This window comes from Vogesella sp., from assembly GCF_046297735.1.
Taxonomy (GTDB): Bacteria; Pseudomonadota; Gammaproteobacteria; order Burkholderiales; family Chromobacteriaceae; genus Vogesella; species Vogesella urethralis.
Genome location: NZ_JBKBHK010000001.1, coordinates 191448 through 213800 on the forward strand (window position 1 = coordinate 191448; position 22353 = coordinate 213800).

The 22353-nt window shown below is 62.6% G+C and carries 23 protein-coding genes; 19 read left to right on the forward strand and 4 right to left on the reverse strand.

What is annotated here, in order from left to right; genetic code table 11:
• Positions 1-6 precede the first annotated feature (6 nt).
• The 6 genes from ACK4FZ_RS00890 to ACK4FZ_RS00915 all read left to right on the forward strand — a co-directional run bounded on the left by ACK4FZ_RS00890 (position 7) and on the right by ACK4FZ_RS00915 (position 3804).
• Positions 7-216, forward strand: a complete 210-nt coding sequence (locus ACK4FZ_RS00890) for a hypothetical protein (protein ID WP_144372160.1) — start codon at positions 7-9, stop codon at positions 214-216.
• 70 nt (positions 217-286) lie between these two features.
• Positions 287-1474 (forward strand): gephyrin-like molybdotransferase Glp, encoded by a 1188-nt coding sequence (gene glp, locus ACK4FZ_RS00895; protein ID WP_409817873.1) that lies wholly within the window; start codon positions 287-289, stop codon positions 1472-1474.
• Positions 1471-1812 carry a 2Fe-2S iron-sulfur cluster-binding protein gene (locus ACK4FZ_RS00900; RefSeq protein WP_409817874.1) on the forward strand — a complete coding sequence of 114 codons (342 nt, stop codon included), beginning with the start codon at positions 1471-1473 and terminating at the stop codon, positions 1810-1812. Before glp ends, ACK4FZ_RS00900 begins: the two co-directional genes overlap by 4 nt.
• A gap of 18 nt (positions 1813-1830) precedes the next feature.
• The gene (locus ACK4FZ_RS00905; RefSeq protein ID WP_409817875.1) at positions 1831-2916 is read left to right on the forward strand and encodes a DUF3616 domain-containing protein; all 1086 of its coding nucleotides are present in this window, start codon (positions 1831-1833) and stop codon (positions 2914-2916) included.
• A gap of 67 nt (positions 2917-2983) precedes the next feature.
• Positions 2984-3193: a hypothetical protein gene (locus ACK4FZ_RS00910; RefSeq protein WP_144372164.1), complete on the forward strand. Its 210-nt coding sequence runs from the start codon at positions 2984-2986 to the stop codon at positions 3191-3193.
• Positions 3190-3804, forward strand: a complete 615-nt coding sequence (locus tag ACK4FZ_RS00915) for a PolC-type DNA polymerase III (protein ID WP_409817876.1) — start codon at positions 3190-3192, stop codon at positions 3802-3804. The genes ACK4FZ_RS00910 and ACK4FZ_RS00915 overlap by 4 nt, the downstream gene beginning before the upstream one ends.
• Before the next feature lie 439 nt (positions 3805-4243).
• Here ACK4FZ_RS00915 and ACK4FZ_RS00920 read toward each other — a convergent pair whose 3' ends face one another.
• Complete coding sequence (locus ACK4FZ_RS00920; RefSeq protein WP_409817877.1) at positions 4244-4810, reverse strand: flavin reductase family protein; 567 nt, start codon at positions 4808-4810, stop codon at positions 4244-4246.
• Positions 4807-5307, reverse strand: coding sequence for a cyclic pyranopterin monophosphate synthase MoaC (gene moaC / locus ACK4FZ_RS00925; protein WP_409817878.1), 501 nt, complete (start codon positions 5305-5307; stop codon positions 4807-4809). Before moaC ends, ACK4FZ_RS00920 begins: the two co-directional genes overlap by 4 nt.
• Positions 5308-5662: 355 nt before the next feature.
• Between moaC and tig the strand changes: the two genes are divergently transcribed.
• From tig to ACK4FZ_RS00955, 6 genes are all read left to right on the forward strand, one after another.
• Complete coding sequence (gene tig, locus ACK4FZ_RS00930) at positions 5663-6964, forward strand: trigger factor (RefSeq protein WP_144372168.1); 1302 nt, start codon at positions 5663-5665, stop codon at positions 6962-6964.
• Positions 6965-6991: 27 nt separating this feature from the next.
• A complete protein-coding gene (clpP, locus tag ACK4FZ_RS00935; RefSeq protein ID WP_144372169.1) occupies positions 6992-7624 on the forward strand; it encodes an ATP-dependent Clp endopeptidase proteolytic subunit ClpP in 633 nt (210 codons plus the stop codon).
• Positions 7625-7641: 17 nt separating this feature from the next.
• On the forward strand, positions 7642-8931 hold the full coding sequence (gene clpX, locus ACK4FZ_RS00940; protein ID WP_144372170.1) for an ATP-dependent Clp protease ATP-binding subunit ClpX: 1290 nt from the start codon (positions 7642-7644) through the stop codon (positions 8929-8931).
• A 148-nt stretch (positions 8932-9079) separates the two neighbouring features.
• Complete coding sequence (gene lon, locus ACK4FZ_RS00945; RefSeq protein ID WP_409817879.1) at positions 9080-11494, forward strand: endopeptidase La; 2415 nt, start codon at positions 9080-9082, stop codon at positions 11492-11494.
• Between the two features lie 174 nt (positions 11495-11668).
• Entirely contained in the window at positions 11669-11938 is a 270-nt protein-coding gene (locus tag ACK4FZ_RS00950) for an HU family DNA-binding protein (RefSeq protein WP_144372172.1), read from the forward strand.
• 136 nt (positions 11939-12074) lie between these two features.
• Positions 12075-13904 carry a SurA N-terminal domain-containing protein gene (locus tag ACK4FZ_RS00955; protein WP_409817880.1) on the forward strand — a complete coding sequence of 610 codons (1830 nt, stop codon included), beginning with the start codon at positions 12075-12077 and terminating at the stop codon, positions 13902-13904.
• 148 nt (positions 13905-14052) lie between these two features.
• Here the strand turns inward: ACK4FZ_RS00955 and sodB are convergent, their stop codons facing one another.
• Positions 14053-14634, reverse strand: a complete 582-nt coding sequence (gene sodB / locus ACK4FZ_RS00960) for a superoxide dismutase [Fe] (protein ID WP_409817881.1) — start codon at positions 14632-14634, stop codon at positions 14053-14055.
• Positions 14635-14767: 133 nt separating this feature from the next.
• Here sodB and ACK4FZ_RS00965 point away from each other — a divergent pair, with 133 nt between their 5' ends.
• The 7 genes from ACK4FZ_RS00965 (at position 14768) to ACK4FZ_RS00995 (ending at position 21219) form a co-directional block, all read left to right on the forward strand.
• Positions 14768-15943: an NAD(P)/FAD-dependent oxidoreductase gene (locus ACK4FZ_RS00965; protein ID WP_409817882.1), complete on the forward strand. Its 1176-nt coding sequence runs from the start codon at positions 14768-14770 to the stop codon at positions 15941-15943.
• 87 nt (positions 15944-16030) lie between these two features.
• Positions 16031-17437, forward strand: a complete 1407-nt coding sequence (gene dnaB / locus ACK4FZ_RS00970) for a replicative DNA helicase (protein WP_409817883.1) — start codon at positions 16031-16033, stop codon at positions 17435-17437.
• A 45-nt stretch (positions 17438-17482) separates the two neighbouring features.
• On the forward strand, positions 17483-17791 hold the full coding sequence (locus tag ACK4FZ_RS00975) for a (2Fe-2S) ferredoxin domain-containing protein (RefSeq protein WP_144372176.1): 309 nt from the start codon (positions 17483-17485) through the stop codon (positions 17789-17791).
• Entirely contained in the window at positions 17791-18399 is a 609-nt protein-coding gene (locus ACK4FZ_RS00980; RefSeq protein ID WP_409817884.1) for an alpha/beta hydrolase, read from the forward strand. The genes ACK4FZ_RS00975 and ACK4FZ_RS00980 overlap by 1 nt, the downstream gene beginning before the upstream one ends.
• Before the next feature lie 240 nt (positions 18400-18639).
• Positions 18640-19650 carry a methionine ABC transporter ATP-binding protein gene (locus ACK4FZ_RS00985; protein ID WP_409817885.1) on the forward strand — a complete coding sequence of 337 codons (1011 nt, stop codon included), beginning with the start codon at positions 18640-18642 and terminating at the stop codon, positions 19648-19650.
• Entirely contained in the window at positions 19651-20328 is a 678-nt protein-coding gene (locus ACK4FZ_RS00990; protein ID WP_409817886.1) for a methionine ABC transporter permease, read from the forward strand.
• A 102-nt stretch (positions 20329-20430) separates the two neighbouring features.
• Positions 20431-21219 carry a MetQ/NlpA family ABC transporter substrate-binding protein gene (locus ACK4FZ_RS00995; protein ID WP_409817887.1) on the forward strand — a complete coding sequence of 263 codons (789 nt, stop codon included), beginning with the start codon at positions 20431-20433 and terminating at the stop codon, positions 21217-21219.
• 109 nt (positions 21220-21328) lie between these two features.
• On the opposite strand, the gene prmB is transcribed toward ACK4FZ_RS00995, so the two are convergent.
• Positions 21329-22267 carry a 50S ribosomal protein L3 N(5)-glutamine methyltransferase gene (gene prmB / locus ACK4FZ_RS01000; protein ID WP_409817888.1) on the reverse strand — a complete coding sequence of 313 codons (939 nt, stop codon included), beginning with the start codon at positions 22265-22267 and terminating at the stop codon, positions 21329-21331.
• Between the last annotated feature and the right edge of the window lie 86 nt (positions 22268-22353).

A 22353-nucleotide genomic window follows, 5' to 3' on the forward strand; every position in this document is an offset into this window, starting at 1 on the left:
TCTGTCATGAATCGTTACTGCATCTGGTTTGTCACGCCCGACCATCCCGTCAGCCGCCACGCCGAGATCACGCTGGCCGGCACCATCCATAACCATCACGTGCTGGAAGACATCGAGCGGCGCCTGGCCAGCAGCCTGCAGTTGTCCCGCATCCACATTACCGACTGGAAGCGCTTCGAGGACCCGCCGCTGGCGGCCAACCCTGCCGCCGCTTGAGCCGTTTGCCTTACCTGTCAGCCGCGTCTGTGAGAAGATGCGGCTTTCATTTTTTGTGCCTGTCCCTGCCATGCAAACCGTCGAGCAAACCCGCGACTGGCTACTGGCACGCGCCCGCGTGCCGGCCCGTACTGAAACCCTTCCCCTGTTGCAAGCCGCTGGCCGCGTGCTGGCCAGCGATCTGGTGTCCACGCTGGCGGTGCCACCGCACGATAACAGCGCGATGGATGGCTACGCCGTGCGGGCGGCGGAGGCGGGGGCGGCCTTGCCGGTCAGTCAGCGCATTCCGGCGGGGAGTGTGCCTGCGCCACTCGACGCCGGCACGGCCGCGCGCATTTTCACCGGCGCGCCGGTGCCGCCGGGTGCCGATGCGGTGGTGATGCAGGAACAGGCCGAGCTGCAGGCTGATGGCAGCGTAGTGTTCACGGCGCCGGTCAGTGCCGGCCAGAACATCCGCCGCCGCGGCGAAGATATTGCCGATGGCCAGACCGTACTGGCCGCCGGCCAGCGCCTGCGCGACGCCGACCTGGGCTTGGCGGCGTCCATCGGCGCGGCGGCGCTCAGCGTGCACGCCCGCTTGCGGGTGGCGGTGTTCTTTACCGGCGACGAGTTGCTGGAGCCAGGCCAGCCGGCGGCACCGGGCAAGATCTACAACTCCAACCGTTACTGGCTGGTGCCGGCGCTGCAGGCGCTGGGGTGCGAGGTGCTGGACCTGGGCATCATCGCCGACAACCTGGCTGCCACACGTCAGGCACTGCGCGAAGCGTCGGCAGTCGCCGACGTGGTGATGACCTGCGGCGGCGTGTCGGTGGGTGAGGAAGATCACGTCAAGGCGGCTGTGGAAGCCGAGGGCGAGCTGCAGCTGTGGAAAATCGCCATCAAGCCTGGCAAGCCGCTGGCCAGCGGCCGTATCGGTGACGCCGATTTCATCGGCCTGCCCGGCAACCCGGTGTCCGGTTATGTCACCTTTGCGGTGCTGGTGCGCGACTTCCTGCGTGCGCGCCAGGGCGAGGTGGTGCCGGCGTGGCAGCCGCAGTACTGGCTGCCGGCCGGTTTTGACTGGAGCAAGCCCGACGCCCGGCGCGAAGAGTTTCTGCGCGTGCGTGTGGTGCAGCAGGATGGCCGGCTGCTGCTGCAGCGCTATCCGAACCAGGGGTCCGGCGTGTTGACCTCGTGCGCCTGGGCCGATGGTCTGGTGCGGCTGCAGCCCGGCCAGGCGGTAACGGCGGGCGAGTTGCTGCCGGTGTACGCGCTGTGACGCTGCTGCGTTTCGAGCGGGGCGGTGAACTGCTGGCCGAGGTGGAGGCCAGCGCCGGTGACTTGCTGATCGACGTGGCGCGCTTTCACGACGTGCCCTTGCATTGGCGTTGCGGGCAGGGCACGTGCGGTACCTGTGCGGTCACCATCGGCCACCCGTTGCAGCCGCGGCAGGTACAGGTTGGCCGCAAGGAACGCAATGTGCTGCTGCGCGCCGGCTTGTGCGATGCGGCCGCCGCCGCCAGCGAGCAGTGGCCGGATGCGCCGGCTACCGTGCGGCTGGCTTGTCATTTATCTGTGGAAGACACGCCTTGGTGTGTCAGCTTGCCGGCTGACTGAGGGCGAAAGGAGAGCACGATGCCGAAGAAACTTGCTGTCAATGCGGTAAGCCTGGCGCTGGATAGCGCGCAACTGGTGCACGACAACCTGTCCGGCGCGGTGGCCATCGGCGATACCTTGTGGGTGGCCGGCGACGAAGCCTGCGGCCTGGACCGCCTGCTGCGCGATCGCCATGCCGAGGGCTTGCACTTCGTGGCCGATGGCCATTACCCGCTGGCCGATTACCTCGACCTGCCGGATAGCGCCGACATCGAAGCCGACCTGGAAGGCCTGGCGGTGGCCGATGGCTATCTGTGGCTGGTAGGCTCGCACGGGCTGAAGCGCAAGGCGCCGAGGCCGGAACGCGATGCTGCGGCCAACCTGAAGCGGCTGGCCACCGTCAGTCACGACGGCAACCGCTGCCTGCTGGCGCGCATCCCACTGCAAGACGACGGCGACGGCGTATTTTCGCTGCAGAAAAGCACGGCAGACGGACGCTCGGCTGCCATACTCAAGGGCAAGAAAAAGCACAACGAGCTCACGGCCTTGCTGGCCGACGATCCACAGCTGGCGCCGTTCATGGCCATTCCCGGCAAGGACAACGGTTTTGACGTGGAAGGTCTGGCGGCAGTAGATGGCCGCCTGCTGCTGGGCTTGCGTGGCCCGGTGTTGCGCGGCTGGAGTTGCCTGCTGGAAGTGCGGGTGGCCGAGCACAAGGGCGAATTGCGCCTGCAGCCACTGGACGACAGTGGCTTGCTGTACCGCAAGCATTTCCTGCCGCTGGCGGGCCTTGGGGTGCGCGACTTGTACCTGGATGGCGACGACCTGATGCTGCTGGCCGGGCCGACCATGGTGCTGGACGGTGCCGTGCGCGTGTTCCGCTGGCAGGGCGCACGCGGCTTGCTGGCCGGTGTGGCGGCAGGCGAAACGGCTGCCTTGTGGTGGGACGGCGTGCACGAGCACCTGGCCCTGCCGCACGGCAAGGGGGTGGATCGGGCCGAGGCGCTGTGCGCCATGCCGGCGCACTGGCTGGGCGAGCTGGCCTGGCTGGTGCTGTACGACGCGCCGTCTGCCAAGCGCAAGCCGCAGCCCGGTGTGGTGTACGGTGATGTGATGACGCGCTAGCGCGCGACACGGCAAAGCTGCGTACAATGCGCGGCTGTTCAATGACGAAGCAAGCAAAGGAAACCCCATGTCGCGCAAAAAGAACGACATCGACGAGCTGGACGATGAAACCCTGGCCCTGCTGGCCTGGTGCACCGAGGTAGAAGCCCACCTGGTCGCCGCTGGCGCCACCGAAGCGGAAGCGCAAGACCACATCGAAGAGCAGGCCGAGTGGTACACCGACATGTTCTACGATGGCCTCAGCCCGGCCGAGGCCGCGAAGCAGGCGTTGGCATGAGCCAGCGGCTGGCCGTTATCGACTTTGAAACCACCGGCGTGGCGCCGGGGCCGCAGGGGCGGGCTACCGAAATCGGTATCGTGCTGCTGGAAGCCGGCGAGGTGGTGGACCGCTACCAGAGCCTGATGAATGCCGGTGTGTGGGTGCCGCCGATGATCCAGCAGCTTACCGGCATCAGCAATGCCATGCTGCAGGCGGCGCCGCCGGCGGCGCAGGTAATGGCCGAGGCGGCGCGTTTTGTCGGCAGTGCGCCGCTGGTGGCGCACAACGCCAGCTTCGATAGCAAGTTCTGGGACTACGAGCTGGGTTTGCTGGGCCTGCAGCGCAAGCAGGCGTTTGCCTGCACGCTGCTGCTGTCGCGCCGGCTGTTGCCGCAGGCGCCGGATCACAAGCTGGGCACGCTGACGCGCTGGGCTGGCCTGCCGGCCACCGGGCGGGCGCACCGGGCGCTGGCCGATGCCGAAATGGCGGCCAACCTGTGGCAGTATCTGCAGCACACCTTGCAGCAGCGTCACGGCGTGCGCCAGCCCGGTCACGATTTGCTGTGCAAGCTGCAGAAAGTACCCGCTGCCAAGGTGGCGCAGTACCTGCAGCAGGTGGCTACGGCCTGAGCTGTAGCGCCAAACGTGCAAAAACAAAACCCGCCACGGCGTAATGCCAGTCAGCTAACGCTGACTGGCGTCTTTTTGGTTAGCGATTTGTTGCGTTGAAGTACGCTAGTGTGTCCGCTCTGCGGACGATGATTAGATGCCGGTTCCGCCCGGCAGACGGGAAAGGGGGCGGATTGCCGCCCCCTTTTCATTCCCCCGCAACCCGGGGCTGCTCGAAACCCCGGTCAAAACGGCACGCCCCAGGCGCCGCCGAACTCGCTCCTCGCTAACGGCTCGGAGCTCAAACAAATCGGCGTCTTAAAACCTGGTGCGCGCCATTTTGACCGGCTCGCGCCAACGGGATGGGGCGCTTCATTCACGTCCTGCTACTTGAAAACCAAGCGCATTCGCCTAACTGACTGGCATTAAGCGACGGCGGGGATGCGTCTGGCGAGGTGGTTCAGGGTTGGCCGCTGACCATCTCGCCGCTGACGAAGAAGGCACCGCCGGCCACGTGGTGCAAGCTGCGCAGGTCGTCGTGCCCGTCGAAGTGCCAGCGGCCGTCGCTGAAGACGCGGCTGTCGGCTTGGGCGGCGACCACCTCGGCGATAAACAGGTCGTACTGTTGCTGGTTGTGCGGTTCCTGGATGATGCGGCATTCCAGGTAGGCGCTGCAGCCGGCGACCAGCGGCGCGCCGATGCGCTGCGCCGGCATGGGTTGCAGCCCGCTGGCGGCAAACTTGTCGCAGTCGGCGCCACTGGCGCTGCCGGCGGCGACCACGGCGTGGGCCTGGTCGCGGCCGGGCACGTTCAGCGCAAACTCGCCGGAGGCTTCCATCAGCTTGCGGGTATGGGTGGCCTTGTCGATCACCACCAGGATTTTCGGCGGGTCGAAATCCAGCGGCATGGCCCAGGCGGCGGCCATCACGTTGTGGTGCCCGTCGTGGGCGCTGCTCACCAGTACGGTCGGGCCGTGGTTCAGCAGGCGGTAGGCCTTGTCGAGCGGTACGGCTTGCAGGGTGCTCATGGCGCCACCTCCGCGTCTTCGGCATCGGCGCGCCAGTGGCCGCTCTTGCCGCCCTGTTTTTCCAGCAGCCGCACGCCGGCGATAGTCATGCCGCGGTCGACGGCTTTCAGCATGTCGTACACGGTCAGCAGGCCGGCCATGACGGCGCTGAGTGCCTCCATTTCCACGCCGGTGCGGCCAACCGTTTCGGCAGTCACGGTGAGGTGCAGGCGGCAGGCGTCGTCCTGGTAGCGGAAATCCACCGCCACGTGGCTGAGCGCCAGCGGGTGGCACAGCGGAATGAGGTCGGCGGTGCGCTTGCTGCCCTGGATGGCGGCGATGCGGGCAATGCCCAGTACGTCGCCTTTCTTGCTGTTGCCGGCTTGCAGCAGCGCGTAGGTGTCGGCGTGCATGCTGATATGGCCGCTGGCAACTGCCACGCGGCGGGTTTCGGCCTTGTTGCCGACGTCGACCATATGGGCCTGGCCGCTGGCGTCAAAGTGGGTAAGGGTGGACATGCGTATTCGTCATGGAGTCGGGGTGGCTTACGATAGCGCGGGGCAAGGTTGGCCGCAATCGGCCGGGTGGCGTAGCGCGGCAAGCGCTTGATTTGACGGGGGCGGTGCCGACGAGCTGGCGGGCAGGACAGGGCAACGGCATCGTGGACTGTTCAATTCGACACTGCGTGCTATACTCGCCCTTTGCTTTGGCCGCCTGCCTTGGCCCGTTTTGCGGGCTGACACGCAGCTCGACAATACATATTTCATGGCGCTGGAAAGCAAAATCTGCAAGATTCCCCAAGCATCGCGGTTTACCCGATGGCTTTCCCGCTTCTGGCTACAACCCCACACCTTTTGAATCTAAGGATTGGACATGCAAGTACAACTGGAAACGCTGAGCGGCCTGGAGCGTCGCATGAGCATTGCACTGCCGCTGGCTGCTATCGACGCCCAAGTGGCCGACCGCCTGAAGCGCGTAGCGCGCACCGCCAAGATCCAGGGTTTCCGCCCGGGCAAGGCTCCGGCCAAGATCATCGAAGCCAACTACGGCGCCCAAGTGCGTGAAGAAGTGCTGGGCGAGCAAGTTCAGCAGAGCTTCTACAAGGCTGCCGTTGAGCAAAAGCTGCGCGTAGCCGGCTACCCGCGTTTCGAACCGGCTGAAGGCGATGCCGAGACCTTCAAGTTCTCCGCTTCCTTCGAGGTTTACCCGGAGATCGTGATCGGCGAACTGGCCGGCAAGGAAATCGAAAAGCCGAATACCGAAGTGACCGACGCCGAGATCGACAAGACTGTCGACATCCTGCGCAAGCAACGCACCCGCTTCAACCGTGTTGAGCGCGAAGCTGCCAACGGTGACCGCGTGATCATCGACTTCAAAGGCACCATCGACGGCGTCGCCTTCGAAGGCGGCAGCAGCGAGAACTTCCCGTTCATGCTGGGCCAGGGCCAGATGCTGCCGGAATTCGAAGCCGGCATCATCGGCGCCAAAGAAGGCGAAACCAAGACCGTGGAAGTGAACTTCCCGGCTGACTACCATGGTCAGGACGTGGCCGGCAAAACCGCCGTGTTCGAGATCACCGTGAAAAACGTGGCGGCTGCCGAACTGCCGGAAGTGAACGAAGAGTTCGCCAAGCTGCTGGGCATTGCCGACGGTGACGTAGCCAAGATGCGTGCCGAAATCCGCAAGAACGTGGAGCGTGAAGTGAAGCGCCGCCTGTCCGCCCAGGTGAAAGAAAACGTGATGCAAGCCCTGATCGACGTGACCCCGATCGACCTGCCGAAAGCGCTGGTAGACCTGGAAGTGGGCCGTCTGATGGACCAGGCTCGTCAAGACCTGCAACAGCGCGGCATGAAGCTGCAAGACATGCCGCTGCCGGCCGACCTGTTCACCAAGCAAGCCGAGCGCCGCGTGGCCCTGGGCCTGATCCTGGCGCAAGTGGTAGAAGCCAACCAGCTGGAAGCCAAGCCGGAGCAAGTAAAAGCCCTGGTGGAAGAGTTCGCCGAGAGCTACGAGCAGCCGCAAGACGTGATCGACTGGTACTACGCTGAAGCCGGCCGCCTGGAAGGCCCGACTTCCATGGTGCTGGAAGATAATGTGGTTGAATTTGTGCTGGGTCGCGCCAATGTTGTACAGAAGGACGTTTCCTTCGAAACCCTGATGGGCAACAACGCCTGATCTGTATCACTGCAACCGGAGAGGTCGATGAAATCGATGTTTGAACCGCAAGGTCTGGGCCTGGTGCCCATGGTGGTGGAGCAAAGTGGCCGTGGCGAACGCGCCTACGACATTTTCTCGCGCCTGCTGAAGGAGCGTATCGTGTTCCTGGTAGGCCCCGTTACCGACGAGTCGGCCAATCTGGTGGTAGCACAGCTGCTGTTCCTGGAGTCGGAGAATCCGGACAAGGACATCTACCTGTACATCAACTCGCCGGGCGGTTCCATTACCGCCGGCATGTCGATCTACGACACGATGAACTTCATCAAGCCGGATGTCTCCACCCTGTGCATTGGCCAGGCTGCCAGCATGGGTGCTTTCCTGCTGTCTGCCGGTGCCAAGGGTAAGCGCTTTGCGCTGCCGAACAGCCGCGTGATGATCCACCAGCCGCTGCTGTATGGTGGCGGCCTGAGCGGCCAGGTGACCGATATCGAAATTCATGCCCGCGAACTGGTGAAAACCAAGGCGCACATGAACGAACTGCTGGCCAAACATACCGGCCAGACCATCGAACAAGTACAAGCCGATACCGAACGCGACAACTTCATGTCTGCCGAGCAGAGCCGTGAATACGGCCTGATCGACAAGGTGCTGAGTTCGCGTCTGGATGCGGCTGTTTAATTCAGGACGTCTATCTGATGGCAGACAAAGGCAGTAACGACAAGCTGCTGTACTGCTCCTTCTGCGGCAAGAGCCAGCACGAGGTGCAGCGTCTGATCGCCGGCCCGCAGGTCTACATCTGCAACGAGTGTGTAGACCTGTGCGGCGACATCATTCGCGAAGAGACAGAAGCCAAGATCGGCGACAAGGCCGAGTCGGGCGCACCGCCTGCCTTGCCGACGCCGCAGGAAATCCGCAGCACGCTGGACCAGTACATCATTGGCCAGGACCCGGCCAAGAAGTCGCTGGCGGTGGCGGTGTACAACCACTACAAACGGTTGTACACCCCCAGCAGCAAGGACGACGTGGAGCTGTCCAAGAGCAACATCCTGCTGATTGGCCCCACCGGCTCCGGCAAGACGCTGCTGGCGCAGACCCTGGCCAAGCTGCTGGACGTGCCGTTCGTGATTGCGGACGCTACCACGCTGACCGAAGCCGGCTACGTGGGCGAAGACGTCGAGCACATCATCCAGAAACTGCTGCAGAAGTGCGACTACGACGTAGAAAAAGCACAGCGCGGCATCGTGTACCTGGACGAGATCGACAAGATTTCCCGCAAGTCGGAAAACCCGTCCATCACCCGCGACGTGTCGGGCGAGGGCGTGCAGCAGGCACTGCTGAAGCTGATCGAAGGCACGGTGGCTTCGGTACCGCCGCAAGGTGGCCGCAAGCACCCGAACCAGGAGTTCATCCAGGTTGACACCACCAACATCCTGTTCATTTGCGGTGGCGCGTTTGATGGTCTGGAAAAGATCATCCGCCGTCGCTCGGAAAAGGGTGGCATCGGCTTTGGCGCCGAGGTGATGTCCAAGGAAGACGGCAAGTCGATCAGCACGCTGTTCCGCGAGGTAGAGCCGGAAGACCTGATCAAGTTCGGCCTTATCCCCGAGCTGATCGGCCGTCTGCCGGTAGTGACCACGCTGGAAGAGCTGGACGAAGAAGCGCTGGTCAGCATCCTGACCCAGCCGCGTAACGCGCTGATCAAGCAGTACCAGCGTTTGTTTGCGATGGAGCAGGTAGAGCTGGAAGTGCTGCCGTCGGCGCTGCGTGTGATTGCCAAGCAGGCGCTGATTCGCAAGACCGGCGCCCGTGGCTTGCGCTCCATTCTGGAACGCTCGCTGCTGGATACCATGTACGAACTGCCGTCGCTGGAAGGCGTCAGCAAGGTCGTGGTAGACGAAAAAGTGATCGAGCAAGGTCAGAAACCGGCTTTCATCATGGCGCAGCCGGAAGCCCCGGCTGACGAGGCTGCCGCCAAGTCTGCCTGATTGCTGGACGGGTTCCCTGTTCGCCAAACCGCCCGCGAGGGCGGTTTTTGTTTGCAGCTGCTATTAAGTGCTTTAGCATGCTTGATATGGTCAGATTTGCCCACATCTGCCACTAGACTGAATTCTACCAAGAGCAAGGTTAGGTGATATGCCACAACCCGCCGAACTAAAAGACCAAGCCACCCTCGCGCTGCTGCCCCTGCGTGACGTGGTGGTGTTTCCACACATGGTGATTCCGCTGTTTGTGGGCCGACCCAAATCCATCAAGGCGCTGGAACAGGCCATGGAAGAGGGCAAGCAGATCCTGCTGGTGGCGCAACGCGCCGCCGACAAGGACGAGCCCCAGGCGGACGACCTGCACGAGATCGGTACCATCGCCAGCATCCTGCAGATGCTGAAGCTGCCGGACGGCACGGTGAAGGTGCTGGTTGAAGGCCGTCAGCGTGCCAAGTTGGCCGCAGTGCAGGATCACGAAGAATACTTTACCGCCACCATCGATCCGGTGCCTTTCGATAGCGAAGACACGCCGGAAGTGGAGGCGCTGCGCCGCGCACTGCTGGCCCAGTTCGAGCAGTTCGTGAAGCTGAACAAGAAAGTGCCTGCCGAGGTGCTGTCCTCGTTGTCCGGCGTCGACAAGGCTGGCCGTCTGGCTGACTCGGTGGTGGTGCACCTGCCGCTGCGTCTGGAAAACAAGCAGGAAGTGCTGGAGATGTTCGACATCAAGGCGCGCATCGAGCACCTGCTGGCCATGATGGAAAGCGAGATCGACATCCTGCAGGTGGAAAAGCGCATCCGTGGCCGCGTCAAGCGCCAGATGGAAAAGAGCCAGCGCGAGTACTACCTGAACGAGCAGGTCAAGGCCATCCAGAAAGAGCTGGGTGAAGGCGAGGAAGGTAACGACCTCGACGAGCTGGAGCGCAAGATCAAGGCCGCCGGCATGAGCAAGGACGGCAAGGAAAAGGCACTGTCCGAGCTGAAGAAACTGCGCATGATGTCGCCGATGTCTGCCGAAGCCACCGTGGTGCGCAACTACATCGAAACCCTGATCGATCTGCCCTGGAAGAAAAAGAGCAAGATCAGCAAGGATATCGATGCGGCGGAAACCGTACTCGACGAAGACCACTTTGGCCTGGAGAAGGTCAAGGAGCGCATTCTGGAGTACCTGGCGGTGCAGCAGCGCGTTGATCGCCTGAAAGCGCCCATTCTGTGCCTGGTAGGCCCGCCGGGCGTGGGCAAGACCTCGCTGGGGCAGTCGATTGCCCGTGCCACCGGCCGCAAGTTCGTACGCATGGCGCTGGGCGGCGTGCGCGACGAGTCCGAGATCCGCGGTCACCGTCGTACCTATATTGGCTCCATGCCGGGCAAAGTGCTGCAAAACATGACCAAGGTGGGTGTGAAAAACCCGCTGTTCCTGCTGGACGAAGTGGACAAGCTGGGCGCCGATTTCCGTGGCGACCCGTCTGCGGCGCTGCTGGAGGTGCTGGACCCGGAACAGAACCACGCCTTTGTCGACCATTACGCCGAGGTGGATTTCGATCTGTCCGACGTGATGTTCGTGGCTACCGCCAACTCGCTGAATATTCCGCCGGCGCTGCTGGACCGCATGGAAATCATCCGTCTGGCCGGCTACACCGAGGACGAAAAGGTCAACATCGCTACCACCTACCTGCTGCCCAAGCAGATGAAGAACAATGGTGTGGTGGAAGGCGAGCTGGTAGTGCAAGAGGCGGCCATTCGCGACATCGTGCGCTACTACACCCGTGAAGCGGGCGTGCGTAGCCTGGATCGCGAGATCGCCAAGATCTGCCGCAAGGTGGTGACTGCACACAGCAGCAAGAAGAGCGACAAGGTGACCAAGACCACGGTCAGCAGCAAGACCCTGGAAAAATACTTGGGCGTGCGCCGTTTCGACTTTGGCCTGGCCGAAGAAGAAAACCGCATCGGCCAGGTAACCGGCCTGGCCTGGACCGAAGTGGGCGGCGAGCTGCTCACCATCGAGGCGGTCGCCTTGCCGGGCAAGGGCAATATCATCCGCACCGGCCAGCTGGGCGAGGTGATGCAGGAGTCGATTACCGCGGCCATGAGCGTGGTGCGCAGCCGTGCGCGTACGCTGGGTATCAAGCCGGACTTCTACGAGAAGCACGACATGCATATCCACGTGCCGGAAGGCGCTACGCCGAAAGATGGCCCGTCGGCCGGTATTGCGATGACTACGGCGCTGGTGTCGGTGCTTACCGGTATTCCGGTGCGCGCTGACGTGGCGATGACCGGTGAGATCACGCTGCGCGGCGAAGTGCTGCCGATTGGCGGCTTGAAAGAGAAGCTGCTGGCGGCGCAACGCGGTGGCATCAAGCGTGCGCTGATCCCGAAGGGCAACGTGAAGGATCTGGCCGAGATTCCGGCCAACATCAAGAACAAGCTCGAAATCCTGCCGGTTAAGTGGATCGATGAGGTTTTGTCATACGCACTGGAAAGCGAGCCGCAGCCGCTAACCGAGGCAGAATTGGCTGTAACGCCCGCCGCTGCTGAAGTTGCGACAAAGTCCGCCACAATGACGCATTAATGACGCATTGTTTTGATTTGCTGAAGAAAGCGCGCTAGCATCAGCTTTCAGGAGGGGGTGAAAAGACCTTCACCCCCGCTGAAAGCCGCTTGACACAAGGATTTTGGCCTTGTTATAAAGCTAGCGGTTTTATTCAGTACTCCGTACACCGAGAACGACGAAAGGGGACTTAACGTGAACAAGTCTGAACTGATTGACGCTATCGCCGCCAAGGCAGACATTTCCAAAGCAGCTGCCGGCAAGGCACTGGACGGCATGATCGATGCTGTTACCGAGGCGCTGAAGGCTGGCGACACCGTCACTGTTGTAGGCTTTGGTACCTTCTACGTAGGCGAGCGCGCCGAGCGTAGTGGTCGCAACCCGAAGACTGGCGAGACCATTACCATCGCTGCTGCCAAGTCTCCGAAATTCCGCGCCGGCAAGGCGCTGAAAGACGCGCTGTAATCAGCGACCGCCCGGCAGCAATGCCGGGTACCAGCGTGCCAGTCACTATGCGCTGTCCTGTCCGCAGGCCGCGCCAGACAATCAGCAAGGTGAACGGCCAACGTTCACCTTGTTTCTTTGGTAGACCCCGAACCTCATGTTTGATTTCGTTCAGAACAACAATCTTGCCATCAAGATCATTCTTGGTGCTGTGGCGCTCACCTTCGTGGGTTTCGGCGTCGGTAGCTACAGTGCTGCGGTGGAAGACCCTTACCTGGCCAAGGTGGGCAATGCCAAGATTTATCAAAAGGACGTTGAGCGTCAGCTGGAAGGCCAACCGGTCAATGCCGCCTCGCGTCAGGCTGTGCTGGAAAACCTGATCCGTCAGGAGATGTTGCTGGCAGAAGCGCGTGGCAACCGCCTGGCCGTGTCGCCGCAGCAGTTGCGTGCTGCCATTGCCGCCATTCCGGCATTCCAGGAGAACGGTAAATTCAGCGCCGCACGATACACCGAGTTTCTACAGTCGCGTTACCTGACACCGCAGGCATTCGAAGAGCAAGTCAGTCGCGACCTGCTGTTGCAGGCTCAGGTAGCACCATACCAGTACGGCAGCTTTGTATCGCAAACGTTGGCAACTCGCATGGCGGCGTTGGTATCCGAGGTGCGCGAAGTGCGCAGCGTGGTGCTGAAGCCCGAGCAGTTTGCGGCCAACGTCAAGCTGGACGACGCCATGGTGAAGGCCTTCTACGATGCCAATCTCAAGCGTTTCAAAACTGCCGATCAGGCACGCCTGGAATACGTCACCCTGTCGCAGGACGCCATCGCTCAGGGCATTGCCATCAGCGACGCCGAAGCGCAGGCTTATTTCGACAAGAATGCTGGCGAGTTCAGCAATGAAGAGCGTCAGGTCTCGCACATCCTGCTGACGGCTGACGCCAACGCACCTGCGGCCGACAAGGCCAAGGTGAAAGCGCAGGCCGAGGCGCTGCTGAAAGAAGTGCGTGCCAACCCGGCCCGTTTTGCCGAGCTGGCCAAGGCGCGCTCTCAAGACCCGGGCTCGGCCGAAAATGGCGGCGACCTGGGCTTCTTTGGCCGAGGGGTGATGACCAAGCCGTTCGAGAGCGTAGCGTTCGCCATGAAGCCCGGCCAGATCAGCGAGGTAGTAGAAACCGAGTTCGGTTACCACATTCTGAAGCTGGATGCGGTGAAGAGCAGTGACTTTGCATCACAGAAAGCCGCGGTCATCGACAAGTTGCGCAAGCAGAAAGCGGCCGCAGCCTACCGTGCGGCAGTGGAAAAGCTGACTGACGTGGCCTACCAGCAAGGCGATTCGCTGAAGGGTGTAGAGGCGGCGCTGAACCTCAAGGCGCAGCAAACCGACTTCGTGCCGCGTAGCGGCAAGGCAGGCGACCCGCTGCTGGGCAATGCCAAGCTACTGGAGGCTGCCTTCAGTGACGACGTACTGAAGAAAAAGCACAACAGCGAGCCGGTAGACGTGGGCAACAACACGCTGGTGGTAGTGCGGGTGGCCGAGTTCCAGCCTGCTCGACAGCGTGCTTTGAGCGAGGTACAGGCAGAAATCCGCACCGAGCTGGCAGCACGTGAAGGTGCCAAGCTGGCTGCAGAGCGTGGTGCTGCCATGCTGGCAGAGCTGAAAGCCGGCAAGGCACCGGTATTGGCCTGGGGCGAGGTCAAGAGCCTGTCGCGTCGTGACCCCGCCGGTACTCCGCTGGCCGAGCTGCGCGCCGTGTTTGCTGCCAACCCCAAGCAGACCCCGGGTTTTGCCGGTGTCAAGCGGGATAACGGCGAGTACGTGCTGTACAGCATCGACAAGGTGCTGCCAGCGCAGAACCTTAGCCCGCAAGAGTCTGCCCAGTTGGGTATGCTGTTGGGTGACATGTCGGCCAATAGTGTAATGTCAGCCTATCTGGAGCAGCTGCGCCAGAAGCATCAGGTAGTCATCAGTCAGACGCAGGCAGAACAGTAAGCACTGCCACGGCGCCCCGCCAGGCGGGGCCAACAAGGCCTGCTTGCCCTGCAAGCAGGCCTTGTCATTGCTGCTTGCCGTGGCCAGGCCTGCGCCAGGGAAAGAAAAAGGCCCCTTGCGGGGCCTTTCATGGTGCGGCGAAGCGGAATCAGGCGGCGAAGTTGTCGGCCACGAAGTTCCAGTTCACCAGCTTCCAGAAGCCTTCCAGGTAGTTCGGGCGGCTGTTGCGGTAGTCGATGTAGTAAGCGTGTTCCCACACGTCGCAAGTCAGCAGCGGCTTCTTGTCGGTGGTCAGCGGGGTGGCAGCGTTGCTGGTGGATACCAGGTCCAGGCTGCCGTCGGCGTTTTTCACCAGCCAGGCCCAGCCGGAGCCGAAGGTGCCAACGGCACAGGCAGCAAAGGCTTTCTTGAACTCGTCGAACGAGCCCCATTTGGCGCTGATGGCGTCAGCCAGCGCGCCGGTCGGTTCGCCGCCAGCGTTCGGGGCAAGGCCGAACCAGTAGAAAGTGTGGTTCCAAACCTGCGCAGCGTTGTTGAAAATGCCGCCGGAGGATTTCTTCACGATCTCTTCCAGGGAGGCGTTCTCGAACTCGGTGCCCTTGATCAGGTTGTTCAGGTTGGTGATGTAGGTCTGGTGATGCTTGCCGTAGTGGAATTCCAGGGTTTCCTTGGAAATGATCGGCGCCAGGGCGTCCAGGGCGTACGGCAGTTCGGGCAGTTTGTGTTCCATCGTGCTCTCCAGAGTTAACAAGCAAAACAGCATGTGCTGTTCGACTACTACAGTTTACTGTAATTGGCCGGCATCGCCAATTGTTGACCAAATCACTACACTATATAAGCTAATTCTTTTTGAGGTTCGTCACGTGCAGTTTGATGTAATCGTGTTAGGCGCCGGCGCAGCCGGCATGATGTGTGCTGCCACCGCCGGCCAGCGTGGCCGCAGCGTGCTGCTGCTGGATCACGCCGACAAGCTGGCGGAAAAAATCCGCATCTCGGGCGGGGGGCGCAGCAACTTCACCAATATCCACGCCCGTCATGACTGCTATGTGTCGGATAACCCCAATTTCTGCCGTTCTGCGCTGGCGCAGTTCACGCCGCAACACTTCATCGCCATGGTGGAACGCCACGGCATTGCCTACCACGAGAAAAAGCTGGGCCAGCTGTTCTGCGATGACAGCAGCCAGCAGCTGATCGACATGCTGGACGCCGAGTGCCGCGACGCCGGCGTTGACCGCCGCATGGGGGTGCAGATCGCCGAGGTTGGCCGCAACGACGCCGGCGGCTTCCGTGTGGATACCAGCATCGGCACCTTTCACTGCCAGTCTCTGGTGGTGGCAACCGGCGGGCTGTCTATTCCGCAAATCGGCGCCACCGGCCTCGGTTACCGTATTGCCGAGCAGTTTGGCCTGCCGGTGACCAAGCTCGACCCGGCGCTGGTGCCGCTAACCTTCCACGTGGACGACGCTACCCGCTTTGCGCCGCTGGCCGGCGTGTCGCTGGACGTGGAAGTACGCATCGGCAAGGTGCGCTTTCGCGAGAACGTGTTGTTCACCCACAAAGGCCTGTCCGGCCCGGCCATCCTGCAGATTTCCAGCTACTGGCAGCCGGGGCAGGAGATTGTCATCGACCTGCTGCCCGATACCGACGCCGAGGCGTGGCTGGAGGAGCGTGCCGGCAGCGACCAGCTGCTAGCCAACGCCATGGGCGAGCTGGGTTGGCCGCGCCGTTTTGCCGAAGCCTGGCTGGACGGGCAGGGCGCGCACCTGCGTGGCCGTGACCTGTCGCCGAAAAAGCGCCGCCAGCTGGCCGAAACGCTGCACAACTGGCGCGTATTGCCCAACGGCACCCAGGGCTACAAAAAGGCCGAAGTGACCCGTGGCGGTGTGTCGACCAAGGCCTTGTCGTCCAAGACCATGGAAGCGGCCAGCGTGCCGGGGCTGTACTTCATCGGCGAGGTGGTGGACATCACCGGCTGGCTGGGCGGCTATAACTTCCAGTGGGCGTGGTCTTCCGGCTTTGTGGCCGGTAAAAACTGCTAGAATCGCATTCTCTTCCCTGCCGGCCTCGCGCCGGCGCACAGGGTTGGCCGCGGCCAACCTTTGTTGTTTGTGCCCAAGCCAGGACCTATGAGCGAATTTGAATTCAACGACGCCTCCGTGGCGGCCATCCGTACCCCGCCACACTCCATCGAAGCCGAACAGTCGGTGCTGGGCGGCCTGCTGCTGGATAACAGCGCCTGGGAAAAAGTTGCCGACCTGCTGACCGACGGCGACTTCTACCGTCACGACCACCGCATCATCTTCCGCCACATCGCGCAGCTGGTGGACCTGGCGCGCCCGGCCGACGTGGTGACGGTGTCCGAAAGCCTGGACAAACATGCCGAGCTGGCCAACGTCGGCGGCCTGGCCTACCTGGCCTCGCTGGCGCAGAACACGCCGTCGGCGGCCAACATCCGCCGCTACGCCGAGATCGTGCGCGAGCGCTCGGTGATGCGCGCGCTGGCGCAGGTGGGCACCGAAATCGCCGAGTCGGCCTACAACCCGCAAGGGCGCGACGCCGCCCAGCTGCTGGACGAGGCCGAAGGCAAGGTGTTCCAGATTGCCGAATCCACCGCCAAATCCAAGCAGGGCTTTCTGGAGATGCCGGCGCTGCTGAAAGAGGTAGTCGAGCGTATCGACATGCTGTACAGCCGCGACAACCCGGACGAAGTCACCGGTGTGCCTACCGGCTTCCACGATCTGGACGCGCGCACTTCCGGCCTGCAGCCGGGTGACCTCATCATCGTGGCCGGCCGTCCGTCGATGGGTAAAACCGCCTTCTCGATGAACATTGCCGAAAACGTGGCCATCGAAGCCGGCCTGCCGGTAGCGGTATTCTCGATGGAGATGGGCGGTGCCCAGCTGGTGATGCGGATGCTGGGTTCGGTTGGCCGCCTCGATCAGCACGTGCTGCGTACCGGCAAACTGGGCGACGAAGACTGGCAAAAGCTGACCTACGCCATCGGCAAACTGTCCGAAGCACCGATGTACATCGACGAAACCCCGGCGCTGACCGCGCTGGAGCTGCGTGCCCGCGCCCGTCGTCTGGCGCGCCAGCACGGCGGCAAGCTGGGCCTGATCGTCATCGACTACCTGCAGCTGATGAGCGGCTCCGGCAAGAACGACAACCGTACTGCCGAGCTGGGCGAGATTTCGCGCGGTCTGAAAGGCCTGGCCAAGGAGCTGCAGGTGCCGGTGATTGCGCTGTCGCAGCTGTCGCGGGCGGTAGAGCAGCGTACCGACAAGCGCCCGATGATGTCCGACTTGCGCGAATCGGGTGCCATCGAGCAGGACGCCGACTTGATCATCTTCATGTACCGCGAAGCCTATTACAAACCGGAAGAGATCGACCTGAAAAACCAGGCCGAGGCCATTATCGGTAAGCACCGTAACGGCCCCACCGGCCGCGTACGGCTGGCCTTCATTGGCCAGTATGCCAAGTTCGATAACGCCGCCACCATCGGTATTTCCGGCTGGGCGGACGCCGACGAATAACATCTTGCGGCCAACCCCGGCTGCACACCCACTGCGAGAACAAGCATGAGCTACTTCGACAAACACGTGTTCATCTGCTGCAACCAGCGCGCCGAAGGCGAGATGTGCTGTAACAACCACGGCGCCAGCGAGCTGCTGGCGTACATGAAAGACCAGATCAAGGCGCGCGGCCTGGCCGGCAGCGGCCAGATCCGCGTCAACAAGGCCGGCTGTCTGGGCCGTTGCGACGAAGGCCCGGTGCTGGTGGTATACCCGAACGAGACCTGGTACACCTTCATCGACAAGGAAGACATCGACGAGATCGTGGAAGAGCACATGGTGCACGGCCGCATCGTGGAAAGGCTGAAGATCTGATGCTGAAGCAGCCGCACAAACTCGACATCGCGGGGCCGGTAGGCAAGCTGGAAACCATCTTTATTCCGGCGGTGGGCGACGCTACCGGCATTGCGGTGATCTGCCACCCCAACCCTACGCAGGGCGGCACCAACACCAACAAGGTCATCCAGACCGCCGCCAAGTCGCTGTCGCAGCTGGGCTATGCCTGCTACCTGCCCAATCTGCGTGGCGTTGGCCACAGCGAGGGCGAGCACGATTACGGTGCCGGCGAGGTGGACGACGTGTTGGCAGTGGTGGCGCATGCCCGCGCCGAGCAGGGCGAGCTGCCGCTGGCGCTGGCCGGTTTTTCGTTTGGCGGTTTCGTGGCGGCGCAGGTGCGTGCCCGCATCGCGTCAGACAAGCTGCTGCTGATGGGCGTGGCGGTGGGCAAGTACGCCATCCCCACGCCGCCGGTGCCGGCCGATACGCTGGTGATCCACGGCGAGGCCGACGAGGTGATTCCACTGTCGGCGGTCATGGACTGGGCGCGCCCGCAGCATCTGCCGGTGATCGTGTTGCCGGAGGCCGGCCATTTCTTCCATGCCCGCCTGATCCAGCTGGGTAACCTGATCAAGCGTTGCTGGTAAGCCTGCGCGCCCGTGCGGCCAACCTTGCCAACCCCCGACAGCTTCGGCTGCGGGGGTTTTGTTTTGCTGGCGTTTGCGGCGCGGCTTCATGCCTGCCAATGCTAAGCCTGCTTTGTTAAATTCCCCTGCGGAATATGAATGTCACTTTATATTATTTTTTGTATCCAGTAGACAGCTATAGACTTGCCCTCCATATCAAACGACAAGCCGCTGCCACGTTGCAGCGGTACAGGGCAAGGCATGATCGAAGTACAAAGCATCAGCAAACACTACCAGCACGGCGGCAAAACCATCGCCGCGCTGGACAACGTCAGCCTGCAGATTGCCAGTGGCGAGATCTACGGCATCATCGGCCGCTCCGGCGCCGGCAAAAGCACGCTGATCCGCTGCCTCAACCTGCTGGAGCGGCCGGATACCGGCCACGTCAGCCTGCACGGTGAGGACATCACCCGCCTGGACGAGCGCGCACTGCAACAACGCCGCCAGCGCATCGGCATGGTATTCCAGCATTTCAACCTGCTGCGCTCGCGCACCGTGGCGGCCAACGTGCGCTTTCCGCTGGAGCTGGCCGGTGGCCTGAGCCCGGCGCAGATGGACGCCCGCGTGGACGAACTGCTGGCGCTGGTGGGGCTGCAGGATCACAAACACAAGCGTCCGTCGCAGCTGTCCGGCGGCCAGAAGCAGCGCGTCGGCATTGCCCGGGCGCTGGCCAATCACCCCGACCTGTTGCTGTGCGACGAGGCTACCAGTGCGCTGGACCCGGAAACTACCGACGCCATCCTGGCGCTGCTGGCCGACATCAACCGCCAGCTGGGCCTGACCATCGTGCTGATTACCCACGACATGCGCGTCATTCGCCAGCTGTGCGACAGCGTCGCGGTACTGGATCACGGCCGCGTAGTGGAGCAGGGCAAGGTGCTGGACGTGTTCCTGGCGCCGCAGCACGCGGTAACGCAAAGCCTGCTGGCGGAAACCGGCATGGGGCAGGGCGCACTGCAAGGCATCTGGCGCCAGCGTGTGTCCACCCCGGTGATCAAGCTCACCTTCGTCGGCGAGCCGACGCTGCAGCCGGTACTGGACAAGGTTGGGCGCGAGGTCGGTCTGCGCGTCAACCTGCTGTCCGGCACGCTGTCGGAAATCAAGGACACCCCTTTCGGCCAGCTGCTGGCCGGCGTGGTGGCGTCGGATGTGGACGTGTCGGCACTGCCGGCCATCTTTGCCCGCGAGGGCGTGCGTTGCGAGGTGCTGTAAATGCTGGATTTTGACTGGAACCTGCTACTGGAAGTCGATTGGGTCGAAATCGGGCAGGCCACGCTGGATACCCTCACCATGCTCGGTGTGTCGATGCTGTTTACCGTGCTGGCCGGCTTGCCGCTCGGCGTGTTGCTGTTTATCTCGGCGCCGGGCCAGCTGCGTGCTCGTCCGCGCCTGTACGCGGTGCTGTCTTTCTTGGTGAATGTGCTGCGTTCGCTGCCGTTTGTCATCCTGCTGATCGTGCTGATGCCGTTGACGCTGCTGCTGGTGGGGACATCCATCGGCGTGGCTGGCGCCATCGTGCCGCTGGTGGTGGGCGCGGTACCGTTCTTTGCCCGTCTGGTAGAAAACGTGCTGCGCGAAGTGGACCGTGGCGTGATCGAAGCCAGCCAGTCCATGGGTGCGCGCTTGCCGCACATCGTGTTCAAGGTGCTGCTGCCGGAATCGCTGCCGGGCCTGATCGGTGCGGCCACCGTCACCGCGGTGGCGCTGGTGGGCTACACCGCCATGTCTGGCGTGATCGGTGGTGGCGGCCTGGGTGACCTGGCCATCCGCTACGGCTATCAGCGCTTCCAGACTGAAATCATGATCGTCACTGTGGTACTGCTGCTGGCGCTAGTGCAAGGCCTGCAGTCTGCCGGTGACAGCCTGGTACGCCGCTGTCGCTTCGACTAAGGCCATACCGCCTGCTTTAACGCCGTTCATCATGCTGTGCCCCGCATGCCTGTGCCGATCCGGCCGGGCAGGGGGAAGACTTTCTCTCAAAAAGGAAAAACCATGACCCGCATCAGCAAACTGGCCGCTGCCGTCAGCCTCGCCACCATCGCCTTTGCCGCCCAGGCCCAAAACGTGAAACTGGTTGTTGCCGCATCGCCGGTGCCGCACGCCGAGATCCTGGAAGCGCTGAAACCGACGTTGGCGAAGCAAGGCGTGGATCTGGAAGTGAAGGTGTTCAACGACTACGTGCTGCCGAACACCCAGGTACAAGAAAAGCAGCTGGACGCCAACTTCTTCCAGCACATCCCGTACCTGGACAAATTCAACAAAGACCGCGGTACTACCCTGGTAGTGGCCAGCAAGCCGGTGCACATCGAGCCGTTCGCAGCCTACTCGGCCAAGTTCAAGAAGGTAGCCGAGCTGCCGAAGGGCGCCACCGTGGCGATCCCGAATGACCCGACCAACGCCGGCCGCGCGCTGCTGCTGCTGGATCAGGGCGGCGTGATCAAGCTGAAAGACCGCAAGAACCTGTACCCGACCAAGAAAGACATTGCGGCTAACCCGAAAGACCTGAAGATCAAGGAACTGGAAGCCGCCACGCTGCCGCGTGTGCTGAACCAGGTAGACCTGGCGCTGATCAACGCCAACTACGCGCTGGAAGCCAAGCTGAACCCGAAAAAAGACGGCCTGTTTGCTGAAACCACCTCGCCGTACGCCAACCTGCTGGTTTCCCGCAAGGACAACGTAAACAGCCCGGCCATCAAGAAGCTGGCTGCCGCGCTGACCAGCCCCGAAACCAAGAAGTTCATCGAGAGCAAGTACCAGGGCGCTGTGGTACCGGCATTCTGATACCGCCGCTGACCGATAGCCTGCTGGCTGTCGGTGGCGGGTGAGGCATAAGCAGCAAGGGCCTGTCGCCAAGCGACAGGCCCTTGCTGCTTCAACGCGGTGTTACGGCTTAGCTATCGGCAAAATCCGCGTCGTTCATCGGGTCGCCCATGCCGGCAGCCACCAGGTCTTCGCGCGTCAGCAGGAACACAAAGCCGTCGCCACTCTGGGTTTCCATCCACACGAACGGCAGGCTGGGGTACGCGGCCTCCAGCACATCGCGGTTGTGGCCAATTTCCACCAACAGCACACCCTGCGGGTTCAGCAGGCGGGCCGCATTCTGCAGAATGACATGGGTAGCGTCCAGACCATCTTCGCCCGAGCCCAGCGCCAGCTCGGGCTCGTGCAGGTACTCGGCCGGCAGCGCGGCAACCGATTCGGCGTCCACGTACGGCGGGTTGGAGATGATCAGGTCGTACGGTTCTTCCAGGCCCTCTACCAGATCGCTGTGAATCAGCTGGATGCGGTCTTCCAGACCGTAATTCTGGATGTTGATGCTGGCCACTTCCAGCGCGTCCAGCGAGATGTCTACCGCGTCGATCTCGGCATCCGGGTAGTGATGCGCCATCTGGATCGCCAGGCAGCCAGAGCCAGTGCACAGGTCCAGCGCGCGATGCACCAGCTCCGGATGCTCAATCCACGGTGCCAGCGGCTCGCCCATCAGCTCGTAGATGAAGCTACGCGGCACCAGCACGCGCTCGTCCACGTAGAAATTGAACTCGCCCTGCCACGCCTCGTTGGTCAGGTACGCCACCGGCACGCGCTCTTCGGCACGACGACGGATCAGCGCCAGCACGTCGGCCACTTCGCCCGGCAGCAAGCGCGCGTCCAGATACGGCTCCAGCTGCTGGATCGGCAGGTTCAGTGCCGACAGGATCAAATAGGCCGCCTCGTCGTAGGCGTTCTGGGTGCCGTGGCCGTAGGTAAGCTCGGCTTCGTTGAAGCGTGACACGGCAAAGCGCATCAGGTCGCGCACGGTCTGGAAGGCACTGGCGGCTTCTTCGTACATCGGGGGTCCTTTCTGTGCGGCGCAAGCGCCGGCAAATGCAAAAGGTTGGCCGCGGCCAACCTTTGGTACGTCATGGTGCCCTGCCG